Source organism: Ectobacillus antri (genome assembly GCF_003852715.1).
GTDB classification, from domain to species: domain Bacteria; phylum Bacillota; class Bacilli; order Bacillales; family Bacillaceae_G; genus Ectobacillus; species Ectobacillus antri.
In genome coordinates this window covers 33932-54809 of sequence record NZ_RIAV01000012.1, presented here as the reverse complement: position 1 = coordinate 54809, position 20878 = coordinate 33932, and the positions used below count along the sequence as shown (strand labels likewise).

Sequence of the window (20878 nt, the reverse complement as noted above, 5' to 3'; positions counted from 1 at the left end):
TGTAACAGGATGCTTGGGTGTTTGTTACCTTGTTCAAAGCCATTATATGAGAGGACGGGGGGCTTATTCGTAAAAGTTTAAATAAAACAGCACGCAAGCTTCCGTAAAAACGGCGCTTGCGTGCTGTTTCTTTTTATTTGATATCAAAACGGTCAGCATCCATGACCTTTACCCATGCAGCGATAAAGTCACGTACAAATTTTTCTTTGTTATCGTCCTGTGCATATACCTCGGCGATTGCACGTAGAACAGAGTTTGAACCGAATATGAGGTCAACTCTCGTTGCTGTTCGTACTACTTCGCCCGTTTTACGATCGCGACCTTCGTATACGCCGCCTTCTATTGGTCTCCATGCTACATTCATGTCAAGGAGGTTTACAAAGAAGTTATTCGTAAGCGTGCCTACACGGTTTGTAAATACACCATGCTTCGTGCCGCCATAGTTGGTGCCAAGGACACGCATGCCGCCGATTAGGACGGTCATTTCTGGTGCGGTAAGGTTTAGTAGCTGCGCTTTATCGACAAGAAGCTCTTCTGCGCTTACGCTGTATTGTTGCTTCTGGTAGTTGCGGAAGCCGTCAGCAATAGGCTCCAGTACTGCAAAGCTTTCCACATCTGTTTGTTCTTGCGATGCATCGCCGCGCCCAGGTGTGAACGGAACCTTCACATCAAAGCCTGCATCACATGCCGCCTTTTCAATTGCCGCGCTGCCACCCAGTACAATCAAATCAGCGAGGCTAACTTTTTTATCGAGGTGGCTTTGGATTTCTTCCAGTACACCAAGTACCTTTTCAAGCTGCTCCGGCTGATTAACCTCCCAATTCTTCTGTGGTGCGAGACGGATGCGGGCGCCGTTTGCACCGCCGCGCATATCCGAGCCGCGGAAGGTGCTAGCACAGGCCCAAGCGGTTGTGACAAGCTCGCTGATGGTAAGTCCGGAGTCTAGAATTAACACTTTGATTTTTTCAATTTCATCTTCTGTTAAGGTGTAGTCAACAGCTGGCACAGGGTCTTGCCAAATGAGCTCCTCCTCTGGCACTTCTGGGCCTAAATAGCGGGAACGAGGACCCATGTCACGGTGCAGCAGCTTGAACCAAGCACGAGCAAATGCATCTGCGAATTCTTCCGGATTTTCATGGAAGCGGCGCGAAATTTTCTCATATGCAGGGTCCATGCGCATCGCCATATCCGCAGTGGTCATGATTGTTGTAACACGAATGGACGGATCTTCTGCATCAGGTGCTAGATGCTCCTTGGCAGGGTTAATTGGAACCCACTGATGCGCGCCGGCAGGACTTTTTGTAAGCTCCCATTCATATCCAAAGAGCGCGTCAAAATAGCCATTATCCCATTGTATTGGATTTGCCGTCCAAGCACCTTCGATACCACTTGTGATGGTATCGCGGCCTTTTCCTTTGCCATGTGTGCTCAGCCAACCTAAGCCTTGCGCTTCAATTGGAGCGGCTTCTGGCTCCGGGCCCACTTGAGCGGCATCGCCCGCACCGTGCGCCTTACCAAAGGTATGTCCGCCAGCAATAAGCCCAACGGTTTCTTCATCGTTCATACCCATACGAGCAAATGTTTCGCGAATGTCATGAGCGCTTGCGAGCGGGTCTGGATTGCCGTTTGGACCTTCTGGGTTTACGTAAATAAGTCCCATTTGCACCGCCGCGAGCGGGTTTTCCAATTCCCGGTCGCCTGTGTACCGGTTATCACCTAGCATTTCTGTTTCCGCACCCCAGTAGATATCTTCCTCTGGCTGCCAAATGTCGGCGCGTCCGCCTCCAAAGCCGAATGTCTTACCGCCCATCGACTCAATCGCAACATTGCCGGTTAGAAGCAGCAAGTCAGCCCAAGAGATTTTGTTGCCATACTTTTGCTTAATCGGCCACAGCAGTCTGCGCGCTTTATCAAGATTGCTGTTGTCAGCCCAGCTATTTAGTGGAGCGAAGCGCTGGTTCCCAGTGCCGCCGCCGCCGCGGCCATCGCCGGTACGATATGTACCAGCCGCGTGCCAAGCCATCCGAATGAAGAACGGGCCGTAATGTCCGTAGTCGGCAGGCCACCAATCCTGGCTAGCTGTCATCAGATTATGAAGATCCTGTTTTAAAGCGTAGTAATCTAGCTGTTTAAATTCCTCAGCATAATCAAAGTCTTCTCCCATTGGATTGGACTTTCTGTCATGCTGATGGAGAATATTCAAGTTCAATTGATTGGGCCACCAGTCGCGGTTTGTCGTACCACTGAAGGTTGGACTCGTAGCGCCGCCGTGGTGAAACGGGCATTTTCCTGCATTACCAGTATCTTTTGTGCGCATATGTTCTCCCCCTTTTATGAAATGAAGCTTCATACAAACTAAAAATTGAGAATCATTCTTATTTTATAATCATACTAAAATAAATTTTAAATTACAATTATTATTATCTAAATATGATTATAAAATTTAAGATGAGTGAATGGCATGCTTTCTTCATTTGTTCTCTAGGCGCACCTGTTTGTCCTCTTTCCATCAAGACATTGGAACATGTTTTTAATATGTATGTTTTGATGCCTCACGTAGAGCGTTGTATTCTTGTATGATTTCTCTAGTTGTAGTCAGGATTGTCTCATATATACCTATGAATGCCAGATTGTATTTATCACTATAAGGTAGTGTTAGTAGTTGTGCATACTTTTATTTGGATACAACAGGGATTTTCATAGAATAGTTTGGATGGAAAAATCTCATTTGTTATCTTGTAATTGTTTGTGGTGGGAGGCGCACCTAACAGTATTTTCCGCGCTTGTAATGAAACTGACTAGATTACCAATATAAATTGCAATCACCTTCCTACAATATTACAATTAAATCACTAAACTTGGATATAAATGGTGATCGAATGGAGAATCTAGTTAGAAATTTAGAAGTATCATTACATACGGGTTTCATTGATAAACAGCTTGGGAAACAAGGGAAATATAAACCACAGCTACTTGTAAATGACACGAAAACAAACGAGCATGTGTTGAACACGATGCTGGAGGAATTGGAGAGTTGTAAGTCTTTTCTTTTTTCAGTTGCATTTATCACCGAAAGCGGATTGGCTACGCTGAAGTCTCATTTTCTTGATTTGAAAGCAAAGGGCGTGAAAGGTCGCATTTTAACCTCTACATTTTTAAGCTTTAACAAGCCAAAGGTCTTTAAAGAGTTGTTGAAGATTGAAAATGTAGAAGTGCGTTTGACGGATATAAAAGGATTTCATTCCAAAGGCTATATCTTTCATCATGACACTTACTATTCTTTAATTGTAGGGAGCTCAAATCTTACTGCGCATGCTTTGAAGGTGAACTATGAATGGAACGTCAAGCTGACATCGCATGAAAACGGGGAAATTGTACATCATTTTAAAAATCAGTTTGAAGAGGTGTGGGAAGAAGCCGATGTTTTATCGGAAGCTTGGATTGAGGAGTATGAAAAAATATACGCCCGAAGTAATCCACAAAGAGATTTTAGCGGAGTGATAGAGTCGTTTCCAAAGTACCCGGAAAACCCGATTGAGGAAGCATTAAAGATTAAGCCTAATAACATGCAGCAGGCTGCGCTTTCACAGATTGAAGCGTTGCGGGCTGCTGGTAAGGATAAAGGTTTGATTATATCCGCAACTGGTACAGGAAAGACATATTTAGCGGCATTTGATGTAAGGAGATATGCCCCAAAGAGGATGCTTTTTATTGTGCACCGAGAGCAAATTCTCAAGAAAGCAAAAGCAGATTTTCAGAAGATTTTTGGTGGTCGTGAAGAGGATTTTGGGATTTTATCCGGCTCCAATAAGCAAACGAATGCAAAGTATGTATTTGCGACGATTCAAACCATTACAAGAGATAATTATTTACACACATTTGTTCGTAACGAGTTTGATTATATCTTGATAGATGAGGTACATAGGGCAGGTGCACAAACATATCAAAAAGTAATTGATTATTTCAAGCCGCAATTTTTCATGGGAATGACTGCGACGCCGGAGCGGACCGATGATTTCAATATATATGCATTGTTTGATTACAACATCGCCTATGAAATTCGCCTGCAGGAGGCGCTAGAAGAGGATATGCTCTGTCCGTTTCATTATTTTGGCGTAACGGATATAGAATACAATGGGCAACTCATTGAGGATGCTACCCTAACGCAGCACCTTGTGGCAGAAGAGCGCGTGAAGCATATTATTGATAAAATCACGTACTACGGTTTTTCTGGCGAGAAGGTGAAAGGATTGATGTTTTGCAGTCGAAAAGAAGAAGCAAAGGCGCTTTCCGTGCAATTAAATGAAAGAGGCTATCGAACTGTTGCGTTAACTGGAGATGATTCGCAGGAGGAACGAGAGCGCCGTGTAAACGAGCTAGAAAACGGTTTGCTGGATTATATTTTAACGGTGGAAATTTTTAATGAAGGAATTGATATTCCTTGCATCAATCAAGTGGTAATGTTGCGGCAAACGCAGTCGAGCATTATTTTTATCCAGCAGCTCGGCCGCGGTCTGCGCAAGCACGAATCAAAGGAATACGTGACGATTATTGACTTTATCGGCAACTATAAAAACAATTACTTAATTCCTATGGCGTTGTCTGGGGATAAATCGCAGAATAAGGATAATATTCGTAGACGTATGAAGGATACGAGCTACATCAAAGGGATATCGACAATTAACTTTGAAGAAGTGGCGAAAAAGCAAATCTTTAAATCGATCAACACAAGCAATCTGACTGCGTTAAAGCTCTTAAGAGAGGCATATAAGGAATTGAAAAACAGAATTGGGAGGGTTCCGTTATTATATGATTTTTTAACAAACCATTCTATTGACCCAGTCGTTATTGCGAATGAATATGGCAACTATGTGCAGTTTTTATTAAAAATCAAGGAAGAGATTCCGGGAATAAGTGATTATGAAAACAAGGTGCTGACCATGCTTTCACTTGAAGTATTAAACGGAAAGCGCAGGCATGAAGTTGTGCTGTTGGATATGCTGCTGCATCAAAAAGAAGTAAGCTACGGTGCGTTTCTTGAAGCACTTCGAGCATTGAATTGTCGCACGGATGATCGAACGATGATGTCTGTTCGGCGTATATTGGATTTATCATTCTTTACACAGGCTAATAGGATGAAGTATGGCGAACTGCCAATTGTACAATTTCATCATGACAACCGTATTTCCTTTAATGAAACGCTTGCAAATGCGCTTCAAGCTAATCCATATTTTCACGATTTGGTTGTTGATATTATCCGATGCGCGAGGGAGAAAAGTAATTTATACAGCAGCGAACGTCCGTTAACGTTGTATGAGAAGTATACAAGGAAGGACGCCTGTAAGCTATTGAATTGGGAGCATGATGAAAGCTCCACGATGTACGGCTATAAAACAAAGTATCAAACTTGTCCAATTTTTGTTACGTATCATAAAAAAGAGGACATTGAATCGAGTACAAACTATGCGGAAGAATTCATCAGTCCCGATGTTTTAAAGTGGTCGACAAGAAGCAATCGTACTCTACAATCAGAAGAGGTTAAAACCATTATACAGGCAAAGGAACGTGGGATTGATCTTCATGTGTTTGTGAAGAAGGATGATGATGAAGGGATAGATTTCTATTATTTAGGAAAAGCACTTCCTGATAGAGATCATATTGTACAGACTGTCATGCACGATAAAAAAGGAAAAGAAATTCCGGTTGTACATATGCATTTAATAATGGAACAGCCCGTTGTGTACAAACTATATCAGTATATTCAAGCAGCAAAATAGTCCTCTCAAATCGAGAGGACTATCTTTCGTTTATGAGCTGTTCGACAGCCGGAATATCAGCTGGTGCCCATTTCAAAGAAGCAAGGTTTTCTCTCTTCAGCCAGATTAATTTAGAGTGCTCCGCTGGAATTGGCGTGCCTTCTATGATTTTGCATTTAATAGAGATAAGATTAATGATAAACGCTTCGTATTCATGCGTATGATCGTTGAATAATTCATAAGCTTCTACCTTACAGCCTAGCTCTTCTGCAATTTCTCGTTCTAGTGCGGAAAATAATTCTTCGTTTTGTTCCACCTTGCCGCCCGGAAACTCCCACATGTTTGGAATCGCCATTTGCGGTGAGCGCAGAGCGCATAAGATTTCATGGTTCTCATTTTCAATAATCGCTGCGACGACTTTAATTGATTTTTTCATATAATCCTCCCACATCCGATTAGTTATCTTTATCATAACATAAACGATGTGTAGAAATAGTGAAAGTAGGGGAATGAAGGTTTGTAACAATATTTGGGTTATTTGTAATCGTTTTATTTTTGGTGCGCTTTAACAGACTGGTGACCTCAATACGACTTGTAAAAACTCCTTATGTGTTTGTACAAGTTTAGATGGCCCTTCTTAGTTCATATACTTTTGTAAAAAAATGCAAAAATAGGAATAGAGTAGCGATAAGCCCTCGTTTAAAATCTTTAAACAAGTAAGCGTTTGATAGGAAACAGAGTTAAAGCTGAAGTATTCTCAATGAATCTTCAGCTTTTTAACGATACAGTAAATCTAAACTATACTGTCTCCCTATCAACAAATCATATTGAAGCAATCTATAATCTTCTAATAACTGTTTCTGTTTCTTTGTGGGATTTTTAATCGACTCTCGATTACTGCCCATTATCATAGAACCTTTAATGGCTTGAATTCCCATTTGTTCCCTTAGCTCAGCCAATAAGTTATAAAATGATGGCTTTTGCAGCCCGCATGTTTCGTAAAGAATCTGTGCTAAGTAAAACGGACTAATACACTCATATGTCTTTTGTTCAGTTTCAAAATTAGAATAAATTAAGAGTGGTGTTTCAAAGTATCTATATTCATTTATATCTGGATTTCCATCATCGTATCCTGCTTCTTTGTAGACGCTCATATTTGCACCAAGAATCGGAAGGTGATCGCCCCAAAACAAAACAATCGTCGGCTCGTGTAATTGTTGTATTTCCTCCAATAATAATTGTAACGCTTCATCCGATTTCCTAATTCCTTCAGTATATACTTCTAGAATTGACGTGGATTCAGGTGTAAGTCCATGCACTTTAATTTGATTTTCCTCATAAGCGCCAGGATTGTAAGGCATATGATTTTGCATGGATACAGCATGAATAAAAAGTGGTTTAGCTTGTTTTTTTATGTTGTCTAGAATCTCAAACATTAAAGATTGATCTGTAATGACTCCACCTTTTGTTTTATCATTGTTCTTCATCGTTTCTTGATCTAAAAACTTGTCAAAACCTAGCGTATCATAGACGACGTTGCGTTTATAAAACACTTTATTAAAAGGATGAATAGCAAGTGAACTGTAGCCCTTTCTTTCTAAATCACTAACAACAGATGGAACAAATGTTTTTTTATCCATTATATCCTGATAGGGTATTACACCTGCATTAAGAAAGGAAGTCGTAAAACCTGTTAGTGCCTCAAATTCAACATTTGCCGTCGCACCGCCAAATACAGGAGAAAGAACATATCCAGAAGAATATTTATTCATGAATTGGCGAAGATGTGGTATGGGATCACTGCTAAACGCAACATTAATCTTTGTTGGATCCCAAAACGACTCACTCATAAGATAAATAATATTTGGTAATTGATTTGTGTGGATAGAATTCTTATCTGAATTACTGATATATTTTTTCGCCGTCTCTCGAACTTTTTTCTTTGAGTATCCTTTTGGTTTTTGAAAACCCTCATCTTGCAAATTTGAAATAAAGCCGAAGAGGAATCCATTTACTTGATAATTCTCAATTTGATTCCACTTTACAATCGTTACATGATTCTTTTTCATAAAAGAGTTCATAAAAGTTTTTGGAAAAAAGGAGTATGCATACAACATAGTTAAGGATACAACGAGTATTCCTCCTCTTAACCCAAGGCTTATTGTTATATTGGGCAAGAAAATCATCAAAGCCATGATAAGCAAAAACGAGATAATAGCTAGTATCATTTTTGGTAGTGATACATACGCTGAAATCATCGGTATAACATCTTTTAATTGTGAAATCTGCTTATAGTCAAATGGATATAACGGTTCTACACGAATAAGCAATTTATTGTAATGAACAAATCCAATCATTATTAAAAAGAAACTTGTGAGAAAAGAACTGACGAAAACACTTCCTATTAACGCATACATGAATAAAAATAAAAAAAATAAATATAAAGCACCAGCAAAATAAATTCTTGTGTTTTCAATAATCCATGTGTTTGTCGAAATGGGATCCATTAGGTGTTGAAAGTACTGAAAGTAATAATTCACAATAAGTGACGCAGCTAAGGAAACCAGTAACATAAAAGTCACCTTAAAAAAGAATAACACCCACGGTTTCGTTTTAAGATATTGAAATGTTCTTAATTGCCACTTCACAGACAATCCAAAAATGAGGAGTAAAATAATGATATTAAATCCAAACTTGCTTAGATTGCTATACTCATTATGAATCAATGTATCAATATTAAAATGATATATAAATAATTTATATACAGATAAAAATAAAAGTGAAATCACGATATTTGCAGCGATCAAGTAGAATATTTTGTTGAATAAATTCTTTCTTATTGCAATCAACTCCGTATTTACTAAGGGCATTAATGTTATCTCTTAGTATCCCCCAAAAAAAGTATGTTACCCCTTGTGGATGCATACTTTTTGCAAATACATATCTGTTTATTTGGTCTACGGCAACAGTTGCGCAAATTTATCTATATAAGTACAACTAGAAAAAGTAACATTCTTTTTTTGAATGAGAAATAAGAACGGACAATATGTGGTTGCGGTCAGGGACCAAGAGATACACATGTCAAGTAAGAACAGACACACGTAGCGAGGGGGTCTGGAGCTGTGATTTTCTTGCTGTTTCTATGTCGAAAAAGACCATGTAGACTTATATAGAAATAAGAGGCCAGGACATAACTGAATCATATAACTCTAAGCTGAAAGAATACAGAATAAAGTAACACTCATAAAGGAAAAATCCGAACTAAATCGAATTCTGTGTAGAGAATTCCGACTAATAGTTCGGATTTTTCTTTGGCTGAAAACCTTTTGTCTCAGCCTCTTTCTGTCTAAAAAATTAACTCACATTCTTCATAGGTGTTTCTTTTTCCTTTGATCCCAATCGGTAAAACCAAAAGCCAAGTGCAGCGAATACGACAGGTCCGATTACGAGCGGCGCATATTCTGCGATAGTTGTCCCTGGTGAAGGAATCAATGTTAGTACGATGGTCCCAATTACAGAAAACAGTCCGATACTCGCAACAAGGTAAGCAAGCTTGTTGTGTTTCACTTTGAACGGTCTTACAGCTTGCTTGTCAGTTTTTCTTAGCTTCACATACGCACAAATTAAAAAGACATACGGAATAAAGAAAGCTAGTGTTGCCATGAAAATAAGCATGTTCAGTGCTTCTGATAGAGTTGGCACAAAACCAGAACACAATAAGATAAAAGATACGCCTACAGCTTGCCAAAGAATCATGTTGGCAGGCATGTTGGCTTTGTTTGTTTTGGTGAGTGTTTGCGGCAAAATATGTCTGCCGCTCTCATAGAAAACAACGCTTGGATTTAGAATTAAAAATGATAAAGCACCTAAAGTGGCAATTACAAAACAGATGCCAAGCAGCTGCGACAGGTTGAACGGCAGATGGAACTGCGCAGTCATTTTGTCCGCAAAGTCGTACAGAGCGGTTGCCGTTTGATTTGGTTTGACGTTGATGACAAATTGAAAGGCAACTGTGCCAATTATATAAGCGCCGCCGATGATGGCGGAGGAAATCCAGATTGCTTTTGGAAATGTTTTTTGCGGGTTCTTTACGTCCCTTGCGATTGTACCCAGCATTTCCATTCCAGAAAAGGCAAACATCAATGTCGACACAAACATAACGGTATCGAGTGAAATTGTATTTGGCATAATGGACTGTGCTGTGAACTTGGTCGCGGATTCATGTCCAGTAAACATACTTGCTAAGCCAAAGCCGAAAATAAGAATGGCCGGTATCGCTACGCCAAGCGGCGCTCCGATTGCGGCAAGCCTTCCACTCATTTGTGTACCGCGTAATGTAAGTAGCGTGATAGTCCAGAAAATGATAATCGCAATCAGGGTAGTTAGCCAAGTGTTATCGGTAAGTTCCTGATAGTTGGTCGCATAAGCGATGTTAATAATGATACCAAGCATAAGAGACGGATAATAAGTAAAATTGGCAACCCAGTAAAACCAGCCGCATAAAAAGCTTGCTTTTTCACCAAATGCCCGGTTTACCCATGCGGTAACGCCGCCTTGATCAGGATAGGTTGTCGACAGTTCTGCGACGATTAAGCTAATTGGAATAAAGTACAATAGCGCAGCAATAACCCAAAATACCATAGCTGACGGTCCAATCGTAGCCGCAAACGGAATGTTTTTTAAGCCCATAATGGTGTTTACACTAATTAAGCATAGACCTAACACACCGAGCTTCTTTTTATCTATAGCTGTCATGATGTATATTCTCCTTTATGTTATATAGATATGAGGACTTTACAGTCTTAAGCGTTAGCTCCAAATGCGATTGAGCTGTGTCATGTTTTCTGCTAACAAAACATGAAATTAAACTTAATAGAAATATAATCTAACAGAACATAATAATAGGTGTTTTTGTATATTTATTCAATAGTGTTTAATAAAATAAAACTATTAAAAATATTTAGTCTGTTTGATGGTTGTCTGAAACGCTAGGCACAATTTAAAACCACCATGCATAGCATAATGTGATAACTACATGAAAGGGTGGTATCCATGTATTATGCGCCTTATGTATATCCAGCGTATTACGCAAGACATGCTGCTGGTCCGTATTTTAATATGCGCGCGATTGAATTAAAGGATTACGGTCCGCAGCCGTTTGTTGTTGATATCAACGCAGCAACAAAGCAAAACAATACGTATCGTACTGCTTTATGGACGGGGAAGAATCTGCAGGTAACGCTAATGAGCCTTAATGTTGGCGAAGATATTGGGTTAGAGATTCATCCGAAGCTCGATCAATTTTTGCGCGTTGAGCAAGGACAGGGTGTTGTCCAAATGGGCAAAACGAAGGAAAAAGTAGATTTGCAAGCTATGGTGTCGGATGATTATGCAATGATGATACCGGCTGGAACTTGGCACAATGTCATTAATACAGGCAATATTCCAATGAAGCTGTACTCAATCTACGCACCTCCGCAGCATCCATATGGTACTGTGCATGTGACAAAGGCCGATGCTATGGCGGCTGAATAAGGCCCAAAAAGCTTATTTTATTTGTTAGGAAATTTAATTGCAATCGATCCTACGGGTTGGATTCTAATCATATTTTATTAGTGGAATTGCTATCATGATTAAATACATTTTGGATATTAAAGGTAAATTCCGCTAAAACAAGCTTGTTCCCCTTCCTATATGGAGGGGTTTTTTGTTGTAGATCTACATATGTGTACACTCATATTTAATTTTTGTGTAGTAAATTTTCTGGGTACTTATAGAGTGTAATGTTCATAAAATATTCAAAAAAGTGCGGTGTGTGATGGAAAGACATCATTGGCTGAGATGGAGAAAAAGCATACTTTGGGTTACAAAATCAGATAAAACGACAGGAAAATAAAGTTTCTAAACCAACAACCCGTATTTTTTATGGAAAAAGACGGGTTGTCGTATGTTATAATCAGGAAAACTAGAGGTAAAGGCGTAGGCAATGGAGATGATACAATGAGCAATACTATTTTAGATATCGCCAAAATGGCGGGTGTAGCAAAAAGCACGGTGTCACGTTATTTAAATGGTGGGTCGGTGAGTGAGGCGACGAAGCGAAAGATTGAACAGGTGATTAACGAGACAGGTTATATTCCCAACACCTTTGCGCAAAGCTTGAAGGCGAAAAAGCCAAATATAATTGGTACAATTATTCCACGACTTGATTCATTTGCAACTTCGCAAACATTAATTGGGATTGATGAACATCTGAAAGAGCTAAACTTTCAGATGTTGATTGCAAATACGAGTCAGGATGTAACGCGCGAGATTGAAAATATATACAGCTTAAAAAGACAGAAGGTAGCCGGCATTATTTTACTGGCAGCGCAGGTTACCCCGGCACATTTAGAAGCGTTTCAAGAGGTACAACTGCCTGTTTTTCTTGTCGGACAGCAATATGAAGGTGTCTACAGTGTGATTCATAATGACGAAGAAGCAGCGTATGAGCTCGGCAAGCATGTGCTAGAAATGGGGCACCGAAAAATTGCGTTTTTAGGTGTTACAGAAACGGATATTGCTGTAGGTGTAAAAAGGAAGGAAGGCTTTCGTCGTGCCATTGGTGAGCGAGAGGATTGTGAAGTACGCTATTATGAGACAAGCTTTAAAATGGAGGATGCTCAGGTGGAAGCGATGCGGATTATGCAAGAGTTTCGGCCATCTATTATCGTCTGTGCGACCGACAATATTGCCCTTGGTGTTATGAAGGCAGCGTATGTCAATGGTCTGCGTATCCCTACCGACTTATCTATCACAGGTTTTGGCGGCTATGATATAACCGAGGTGATTCATCCAAGCTTGTCGACAGTGAAATTTTACTATAAAGATGCCGGCAGATTAGCGGCGCAAAATATTGTTAAGCTCATTCACGGGGAGCAGGTACCGTTCGTAACCATTTCGCCGCATACATTTATCCAGAGAGAAAGTGTTGACAACAAAATAGGATATCTCATATAATCTTCTTGAAACCGGTTCCACTAGTATAGAAACAGTAAACCGGTTTCAGAGGAAATTTTTTATCCGTTTTTGGAACCGGTTCCGTTCGGTTGATTTCTATATGGCGCCTATACGACTGCCGAAAGAGGCACAGGTTCAAAATAAAAAGATGGTAAGTTAGTGTATATATTCATGGAACCGTTTCCTTTTTGGGAAGCAAACGTAAGGAGGATCTAAGATGGCTGCAAATAAACAGGCTACGTATCAAGCAGTAGCAAAAAATCTGATTGAACTAATCGGCGGTAAAGAAAACATCCAAGGTGCCGCACATTGTGCGACGCGCTTGAGAATTGTACTGCATGACAATGATTTGATGAATCTAAAGGAAATAGAAAAGCTAGACTACGCAAAAGGTGCTTTTCTTGCTGGTGATCAGCTCCAGGTAATCTTTGGTGCAGGAACTGTAAACGATGTATATGCAGCGTTCCGTGTAGAAGCTGGTATTCAGGATATGTCACTAAGTGATGTGAAAGCGCAATCAGCACAAAAACAGAATGCTTTTCAACGTGGTATTAAAGCGCTATCAGACGTGTTTGTACAAATTATTCCAGGTCTACTGGCCGCAGCTTTATTGATGGGTATCACGGGATTGCTTGGACAAAAAGGAATTTTCGGTGAGCAATCCGTTGTAGAAATGTATCCTGCGATTGCTGGATTGAACCGTTTTATTCAAATTATGTCGACAGGGATTTTCACTATCTTACCGCTGCTTGTTGTATATTCGGCAACGAAGCGCTTTGGTGGTAACCCGGTTCTCGGCCTTGTGATGGGTGCCATTATGCTGCATCCCGACCTTGGTAATGCATTTGATGTGGGAAGCGGAAAGGTGAAGCCTGAAATAATCAATTTGTTTGGTTTAAAAGTGGAACTTGTTGGTTTTCAAGGTGGCATTATTATTGCTTTAATGATGGGAGCTGTTGTTGCAAAGCTTGACCAATTTTTTAACCGTAAAGTACCTGATATAATCAAATTATTCGTTGCGCCGCTTGCGACAGTTGTTATTTCTGGACTATTGTTATTTACTATCGTTGGTCCGTTCGGACGTTTCTTAGCTGACACCATTACATCCGGCTTAATGTGGTCTGTAACAAACTTTGGTGCAGTTGGCTTCATGCTATTCGCTGGATTACAGCAGGTTCTAGTAATTACTGGTCTGCATCATGTACTTGGGGCAGTAGAAGCGCAGTTAATCGCCAACACAGGTCAAAACTTTTTAATGCCGCTTATGTCGGTTGCATTGATGGGACAGGCGGGCGCTGTATTCGGCTTTACGCTTGCACATTGGAAGCAAGAAAAAGTGCGTCAAATCGGTTTATCCGCATTCGGGTCTACCTTCTTTGGTATTTCAGAGCCGGCACTGTTCGGTGTGAATATTAAGTATAAATTCCCACTTATTATGGGATGTATCGCGGGTGCGATTGGCGGTGCATATGTGTACTTTACAAAAGTAAAAGCGATTGGTTTTGGCGCAACGGCAATTCCCGGCTTTGCAATTGTCTCCACAAATGGTGGCGGACACTTGCAGTATGTGATCGCAAACGTACTTGCGTTAGCAGTAGGCTTTATTTTGACATTGCTGTATTCCAAAATGAAAAAAATAAACTTTGAATAATAGATTGAGAGGAAGAAATTCCTCTCTTCTTACGTTACAACAGTAGAAAGGGACGTGCATATGAATCGATATAGAGAGCCAAAGTACAGAACGATTTTAGAAGCTGGTAAAGGAGAGCTGGAGGCACTTAGAGAAAAGTCACTTCACTCTATATGGAAGCCGCGCTTTCATATCCATCCGCAATTTGGGTTGATGAACGATCCGAATGGCTTGGCGTTTTATAAAGGAGAGTATCATGTATTTTATCAGTGGTATCCGTTCGATGCGATGCACGGTATGAAGCACTGGGCGCATGTGAAATCGAAGGATCTTGTGAACTGGGAGCGCATGCCAGTTGCACTTGTGCCTATTGAGGATTATGAATCACATGGTGCATACTCCGGTGCTTCTATTGAAGTGGACGGCAAGCTGTATTTATATTATACAGGCAACCTTAAATACGGACCGGTCGAACGGTCTGCTAATCAGTGCTTAGCCATTATGGAAGAAAGCGGCCATATTACAAAATACGAACACAATCCGGTTGTAGCTGGTACACCAAAGGGCTATACCGGTCATGTTCGCGATCCGAAGGTATTTCGTAAGGACGACACATATTATATGCTTTTAGGTGCGCAGCGAGAGGACTTAACAGGTGCAATTGTGGTGTATGAATCATCTGATGCACTGAACTGGACGTTTAAAGGTGAGCTGGATGTGGCTATCGATCTGCAGGGCTATATGTGGGAGTGTCCGGATTATTTTGAGCTCGATGGTAAAGATGTATTTATTTTCTCACCGCAGGGCATTGCCCCTTCTGGTCATTCGTATCATAATGTATACAATGTTGTAGTAGCGGTGGGCTCACTTAATGTAAAACAGCTGCAATTTGAAGTGGAGTTTTATCAAGAATTGGACAAAGGCTTTGATTTTTATGCACCGCAAACGTTTGAAGATGAGAACGGCAAACGTATGTTGTTTGCCTGGGCAGGCAGCGGAGAGGTGGCGTACCCGACAGATCAGGAAGGCTGGGCGCATTGCTTAAGCATACCGCGTGAGTTAAGCATTGAAAACGGCAAGTTTCTGCAGAAACCAGCAAAGCAAATGGCGTTGCTGCGCGGACAACTTATTTCCGGTCAAGGTGAGGTGCAGGGTTATGAAGCAGTTGCGAATGAAGATACATCTTATGAACTTGAGCTTCATTTCAAGCCTGCTGATGCCACAAAGTTTGGCGTTGAGCTGTTTGCCTCAGAGGAAGAGCGCCTTGTTTTGACGTTCGAGAAAGACGCCCAGGTTGTCACCGTAAACCGTGAGCAATTTGAAAATGCCTTTGGCGGTGAATACGGCTTTGTAAGAAGTGAAGCAATCAACCTTTCCGGCGATGTAAAGGTACACATCTTTGTCGACCGCAGCATTGCCGAAATCTTCATTAATAATGGAGAAGTTGTTTTCACGACACGCGTGTTTCCTAAGGAAGATTCAAAAGGCATCAATGTATTTAGCAACGGTACAGTCGCATACACATTTACAAAATATACGATGAAAGATGGCATTTCAATATGAGGGTGATATGATGAAGAAACTGCATGCAATTGGAGAAATGTTAATCGATTTTATCCCACAAGAAAAAGGTACAGCATTAAAGGATGTTATCTCTTTCGAAAAAGCACCGGGCGGCGCGCCGGCAAATGTAGCAGCTGCTGTTGCTAAATACGGTGCACCCTCTAGGCTTATCACAAAGCTCGGAAAAGATGCGTTTGGTGATTTTCTCATTGAAACAGTAGCAAACCTTGGCGTAGATACCTCACATATTTTGCGCACAGATAAGGCGAACACAGGACTTGCTTTTGTCGCATTAAGTAGTGAGGGCGAAAGACAGTTCACCTTCTACCGCAATCCTTCCGCCGACCTGCTTTTAGAGGCGGACGAGCTTGATGAAGAAAGCTTTGGAACAGGAGATTATTTGCATTTTTGCTCAGTTGATTTGGTGGAATCGCCAATGAAAGCTGCTCATAAACGAGCAATTGAGCTCGTAAAAGCAAAGCAAGGCATCATCAGTTTTGACCCGAACGTGCGCCTGCCGCTTTGGGAAAGTGAAGAAGCTTGCCGCGCGGCGATTTTAGAATTTTTGCCGCTTGCACACATTGTAAAGATATCAGATGAAGAGCTTACGTTTATTACAGGCATTGAAGAAGAGGCAGAAGCGCTGCGTTCTCTGTTTCGAGGTGATGTGGAAGTTGTTGTCTACACACAAGGAGGCGCCGGAGCGACAGTTATAACCAAACAGTTTGAGCGCTTTGGTTCGGGCTATCAGGTGCAGGTGGCCGACACGACCGGCGCGGGTGATGCTTTTATCGGTGGCTTTTTGTTTAAGCTGCTGGAGCAGAATGTAGAGACAACAAATCTGACACAGTTTGTGGAGCAGTATGCCGACGAATTGCTTGCTTTTGCGAATGCGAGTGGGGCATTGACAACAACGCAAAAAGGCGGAATTAGTGCGTTGCCAACAGTGACGGAGATTGAAGCGTTTATAAAGAAGAGATAAGCTAGTCCTCTCAAATGAGAGGGCTACTTTTGTTTGGTGGTGACCAGAATACGGAAAAAGTAGCTGATATATACAACAAACTGACCGGAATCTCATAAAAAGTGACCGAAATCTTACGAAAACTGACCGGAAAAACAGCTGCTTTACTCAGAAGCCGATTCTTTTCGCAATACGACAGTTGTAGTACAATATATGAAAAGGTTTACATTGAGCTCTGAGGGGAGTGTTTGTATGGGGGAGCTTTGTAGAGTATTAATTGTAGACGATGAGCTGTTAATTAGACAGGGAATTAAGCATTATATCAACTGGGAGCAGGAAGGATTTGCGGTTGTGGGAGAAGCGTCTAACGGCCAGGAGGCTCTTGCACTCATTGAACAAACAAATCCGCATATTGTGCTGACAGATATGGTGATGCCGATTATGGATGGAGAAGAACTGACAAAAACGATTAAAAGCCACTATCCGCACATTGAAATTATTATTTTAAGCAACTTTGGTGATTTTGACTATGTACGTTCCACCTTCCAAAGCGGTGTGGTTGATTATATATTAAAGCCGAAGCTAGATGCCAAAGGGCTGCTGAGTGCCTTGCAAAAGGCAATGATGAGAATTCCAGGCTTTCAGCTAATGCAAGAAAAGGAACAGTCTCTCTCGCAAATCATTGGCAAGTTACTTTCAGGCTATGAGGTGGAGCTGGAGCAGGCGCAACGACACCTACTGCCGCATTCACGCCTTCGTGTGCTAGGTGTGGATGTAAAGCTGCATTCTGAGAAGGGAAGTGCCGATTTTTTGCAGCGCTTGAAGAAAAAATGGGAAGCACGGTTACAAGGAGGTGAATTTGTATTTTCGGCACATCCAGTCTCATACGATCAAAATACAGCTATCATTTTATTAAATTATGAGCACGAAAATGATGCCAATTTACTTTCATTTATAGAGAGAATGACAGCGGAAAGTACGGAGCTTTGTTATGCGTTGTCAGAGCCCTTTGTAGATTTCCTAGAGGTTGGTAAGGTTGTAAAGGAAGAGCTTTTGAAGCTGCTTCAATACCGTTTTTATTTTCCGGAAAAAGCGCTGTTGATGAAACAAACCTTACCACCTGCTTCACAAGCAGATGATTTCCAGATGGAGCGCTTTACGGAAGATTTTAAGCGCAGAGATTTCGACGTAGCATTTGATTATTTGGATAAGGAAATGTCAAATTTATCCGGTTGCTATACAAAAGATGTTTTTGAATTTAAGTCGCTTTTAGGGAACATCATTTTTCATACAACGGTGCTATTAAGTCAAATGAACTATGATGTAAAGGAGCTTGAAAAGGCAAGATATTCGTATTTTCAAGCAATTGATAAAGCAAGCTCTGCACAGGAAACCCTTCAACTACTGCAGCAATTTATAGAGGAAGTAAGAGCTTGCATTGAAGCGGTGCCTGCTTATCAGGAGGATTTAAATTTGAAGGAAATTATGCAATATATTCGCGAGCATTATGCAGAGCCGTTGACACTTAAGGAAGTAGCGAAGCACTTTCACTTTAACCCATCGTATCTCTCTAACTATTTTTCATCTCATAATGATGAAGGGTTTATTGAATATGTAAATCGAGTCAGAATTGAAGAGGCTACAAAGCTACTACTTGCTAATACGGCACCAATTTCTGAGATTAGCAGCATGGTAGGCTATTCTGACCATAGTTATTTCTGTAAAGTATTTAAAAAGATACAAGGATCTTCACCAAGTCAATTTAGAAGACAACAAATTTTTAAATAAGAGATGCTGCCCATGAAATGGATATCAAAGCGCTTTAGATATAATGGTTTATTTACGATTATGTTCTTCATTACTATTTTTATTATCACAATTGTGTCAGTTGCCATCACCTGGGCAACCATTCGAATGTCCGAGAATTTTTTCTACGAAAAATTCAGTATTATGAACGCCAAGGTAATGAGCCAGGTAAAGGACAGTATGGAGTATTACAATTACTCCATTGTGCTTGCATCTAATAATCTGCTTCAAAATGGAACGGTACAAAGTGTACTGTCCGAGGATGCGGGGGATCAAGAAACAATGGAAGCGTACTATACGCTAGGACAGCAGATGAAGCGTCTGCAGCCGTATATGGCAGGCAAGGATATTAGCGTACTTGTTATGGGGAAAAATGGACTTGTCTATACGACAGACCGCAGTTACTGGCCCATATCGGACATGGAATTGAAGGATAGCTCAATTACTGAGCAAACTATGAAGCAGCCACGCAAGCTGATGTATCACTATCATTATCAGCCGCGCAAAAATGCAGGAACGGGTGAAGAACGGTTTATGATTGCATCGAAAGCACTGATGCAGCGCAGTACGGGAAACATTTACGGTGCGATGTACTTCGCAGTCAAGGAGAGCGAGTTTAAACATCGTACGTATGATAACTATACAAGCCCGGGAAATGATTTCTACATCTTAGACCGCCAAGGAACGATTATTTCTAGCAGTCAAGAGGAGCGAATTGGCACAAGCGAAACAAAGCTTCTTACGTATGCAGAAAGAATGGAAGCTGATAACAGCCATTATCTTGTTGGCAAAATAAAAGGCAAAGAGTATTTAATTCTAAAAGAATATCTTCCTTTCTTTGATATGTACATGTTTAATGTCATTGATAAAGAAACAGCGTTCGGTGATTTAATTGATAAAAAGAATATGATTTTTATCGTGCTTGGCATTGTGCTCCTTGCAGTGATAATCGTATTTTTAGTCACGCGCCGCGTTACAAATTCATTGTCTCTATTGGTTCGCAAAATTATTAATGCATCTAAAAATGATTTCGATGAATATGTGCCTGTATCAGGCACGTATGAGACTAAGGAGATTGGTCAAGCCTTTAATTTAATGCTTGATGAAATTCAAGAGTATATGGATGAGCTAGTCCTTTCGCAGCAGCTCCGGCGCAATGCAGAGCTTGCTGCCCTCCAGCAGCAAATCAATCCACATTTTCTCTATAATACGCTTACATCCATTAAATTTATGGTGCAGCAAGGTGAGAAGGCAGAAACAGAAGCAACTATTCATGCGCTCATTTCACTTCTGCAAAATACAGTAGGTAATGTGAGTGAAACCATTACTGTGGCACAAGAGGTTGAAAATTTAAAGCATTATGTATTGATTAATCAAAAACGATATGGTGAGCGTATTAAAGTAAATTACTTTATTTCGCCGGACTGCCTATCTTACAAAGTGCCAAAGTTAGTGCTACAGCCGTTTATGGAAAATGCCTTTTTCCACGGCTTTAATCAAAAGCATGAAGGTTCTATTAATGTTCTCATTTGGAAGGATGGCGGCACTTTGATTTGCGAAACCGTAGACAATGGTGACGGTATGGAGATTTCTGCTGAAACAAAACTACCAAAGCAAAAGCGTAAGCAGCAATTATTCTCAGGCATTGGTGTAAAAAATGTACATGAACGCATTCAACTTATGTACGGAGAAGAATACGGCGTCACCATCTCTAGCGAACTAGGAGAGGGGACAAAGGTACATATCACCATGCCAATTAACAAAGACTAAGAAAAGGGGCTAATCCAAAAGCCCCTTGTTGATAAAATTTAACCGAAGTATGTGAAATAGACCACCTCTGAAACTCTTGATTTTGCTTGGTTTTCACTGGTGGTCTATTTTTCCATGTTACCTTAGATAGGAGCATTACCACTCTTTTGGGTGATAAACAGAAAAGAAATCAAAGTACCAAAATAAATAACTTAACCCAGCACAATCATCTCATAAGTCCCAACCGTAGCCAGGCATCACCTGTTCTTCTCTCCCATCTATATAAGTCGAGATGTTTTTTTGCCATATATCCAGAACGCCTCGCTCCGTGTGTATGTTCTTACTTGACACGCGTAGCTCTTAAGTCCTGACCGCAACCATATATTGCCTGCTCTTCTTTCCCATCCAAAAACA

General features: G+C 40.8%; 12 protein-coding genes. 8 read left to right on the top strand and 4 right to left on the bottom strand.

Translation table 11 applies throughout. The annotated features are described in order from the left end of the window. Positions 1-133: 133 nt before the first annotated feature. Positions 134-2317, bottom strand: a complete 2184-nt coding sequence (gene katG / locus EEJ45_RS11940; protein WP_124565050.1) for a catalase/peroxidase HPI — start codon at positions 2315-2317, stop codon at positions 134-136. 562 nt (positions 2318-2879) lie between these two features. Between katG and EEJ45_RS11935 the strand changes: the two genes are divergently transcribed. Further along, positions 2880-5777: a DEAD/DEAH box helicase gene (locus EEJ45_RS11935; protein ID WP_124565049.1), complete on the top strand. Its 2898-nt coding sequence runs from the start codon at positions 2880-2882 to the stop codon at positions 5775-5777. 19 nt (positions 5778-5796) lie between these two features. On the opposite strand, the gene EEJ45_RS11930 is transcribed toward EEJ45_RS11935, so the two are convergent. The 3 genes from EEJ45_RS11930 to EEJ45_RS11920 form a co-directional block, all read right to left on the bottom strand. Then, complete coding sequence (locus EEJ45_RS11930) at positions 5797-6192, bottom strand: (deoxy)nucleoside triphosphate pyrophosphohydrolase (protein WP_124565048.1); 396 nt, start codon at positions 6190-6192, stop codon at positions 5797-5799. A gap of 340 nt (positions 6193-6532) precedes the next feature. Continuing rightward, positions 6533-8626 (bottom strand): LTA synthase family protein, encoded by a 2094-nt coding sequence (locus EEJ45_RS11925; RefSeq protein WP_124565047.1) that lies wholly within the window; start codon positions 8624-8626, stop codon positions 6533-6535. A gap of 484 nt (positions 8627-9110) precedes the next feature. Continuing rightward, entirely contained in the window at positions 9111-10511 is a 1401-nt protein-coding gene (locus tag EEJ45_RS11920) for an APC family permease (RefSeq protein WP_124565046.1), read from the bottom strand. A gap of 297 nt (positions 10512-10808) precedes the next feature. Between EEJ45_RS11920 and EEJ45_RS11915 the strand changes: the two genes are divergently transcribed. The 7 genes from EEJ45_RS11915 to EEJ45_RS11885 all read left to right on the top strand — a co-directional run bounded on the left by EEJ45_RS11915 (position 10809) and on the right by EEJ45_RS11885 (position 20485). After that, on the top strand, positions 10809-11291 hold the full coding sequence (locus EEJ45_RS11915; protein WP_124565045.1) for a cupin domain-containing protein: 483 nt from the start codon (positions 10809-10811) through the stop codon (positions 11289-11291). Positions 11292-11756: 465 nt separating this feature from the next. Then, entirely contained in the window at positions 11757-12755 is a 999-nt protein-coding gene (locus tag EEJ45_RS11910; protein ID WP_124565044.1) for a LacI family DNA-binding transcriptional regulator, read from the top strand. Positions 12756-12972: 217 nt separating this feature from the next. After that, a complete protein-coding gene (locus tag EEJ45_RS11905) occupies positions 12973-14406 on the top strand; it encodes a PTS transporter subunit EIIC (RefSeq protein ID WP_124565043.1) in 1434 nt (477 codons plus the stop codon). 60 nt (positions 14407-14466) lie between these two features. Continuing rightward, on the top strand, positions 14467-15948 hold the full coding sequence (locus tag EEJ45_RS11900; protein ID WP_124565042.1) for a glycoside hydrolase family 32 protein: 1482 nt from the start codon (positions 14467-14469) through the stop codon (positions 15946-15948). 10 nt (positions 15949-15958) lie between these two features. Then, positions 15959-16930: a carbohydrate kinase family protein gene (locus tag EEJ45_RS11895; RefSeq protein WP_124565081.1), complete on the top strand. Its 972-nt coding sequence runs from the start codon at positions 15959-15961 to the stop codon at positions 16928-16930. 231 nt (positions 16931-17161) lie between these two features. Continuing rightward, on the top strand, positions 17162-18697 hold the full coding sequence (locus tag EEJ45_RS11890) for a response regulator transcription factor (RefSeq protein WP_124565041.1): 1536 nt from the start codon (positions 17162-17164) through the stop codon (positions 18695-18697). 12 nt (positions 18698-18709) lie between these two features. Continuing rightward, a complete protein-coding gene (locus EEJ45_RS11885; RefSeq protein ID WP_124565040.1) occupies positions 18710-20485 on the top strand; it encodes a cache domain-containing sensor histidine kinase in 1776 nt (591 codons plus the stop codon). The last annotated feature ends 393 nt before the right edge of the window (positions 20486-20878 follow it).

What these genes read in the sequence shown, in the direction of transcription:
- katG (WP_124565050.1), bottom strand. Translation starts at nt 2,317, where the DNA reads ATGCGCACAAAAGATACTGGTAATGCAGGAAAATGCCCGTTTCACCAC.
- EEJ45_RS11935 (WP_124565049.1), top strand. Translation starts at nt 2,880, where the DNA reads ATGGAGAATCTAGTTAGAAATTTAGAAGTATCATTACATACGGGTTTC.
- EEJ45_RS11930 (WP_124565048.1), bottom strand. Translation starts at nt 6,192, where the DNA reads ATGAAAAAATCAATTAAAGTCGTCGCAGCGATTATTGAAAATGAGAAC.
- EEJ45_RS11925 (WP_124565047.1), bottom strand. Translation starts at nt 8,626, where the DNA reads ATGCCCTTAGTAAATACGGAGTTGATTGCAATAAGAAAGAATTTATTC.
- EEJ45_RS11920 (WP_124565046.1), bottom strand. Translation starts at nt 10,511, where the DNA reads ATGACAGCTATAGATAAAAAGAAGCTCGGTGTGTTAGGTCTATGCTTA.
- EEJ45_RS11915 (WP_124565045.1), top strand. Translation starts at nt 10,809, where the DNA reads ATGTATTATGCGCCTTATGTATATCCAGCGTATTACGCAAGACATGCT.
- EEJ45_RS11910 (WP_124565044.1), top strand. Translation starts at nt 11,757, where the DNA reads ATGAGCAATACTATTTTAGATATCGCCAAAATGGCGGGTGTAGCAAAA.
- EEJ45_RS11905 (WP_124565043.1), top strand. Translation starts at nt 12,973, where the DNA reads ATGGCTGCAAATAAACAGGCTACGTATCAAGCAGTAGCAAAAAATCTG.
- EEJ45_RS11900 (WP_124565042.1), top strand. Translation starts at nt 14,467, where the DNA reads ATGAATCGATATAGAGAGCCAAAGTACAGAACGATTTTAGAAGCTGGT.
- EEJ45_RS11895 (WP_124565081.1), top strand. Translation starts at nt 15,959, where the DNA reads ATGAAGAAACTGCATGCAATTGGAGAAATGTTAATCGATTTTATCCCA.
- EEJ45_RS11890 (WP_124565041.1), top strand. Translation starts at nt 17,162, where the DNA reads ATGGGGGAGCTTTGTAGAGTATTAATTGTAGACGATGAGCTGTTAATT.
- EEJ45_RS11885 (WP_124565040.1), top strand. Translation starts at nt 18,710, where the DNA reads ATGAAATGGATATCAAAGCGCTTTAGATATAATGGTTTATTTACGATT.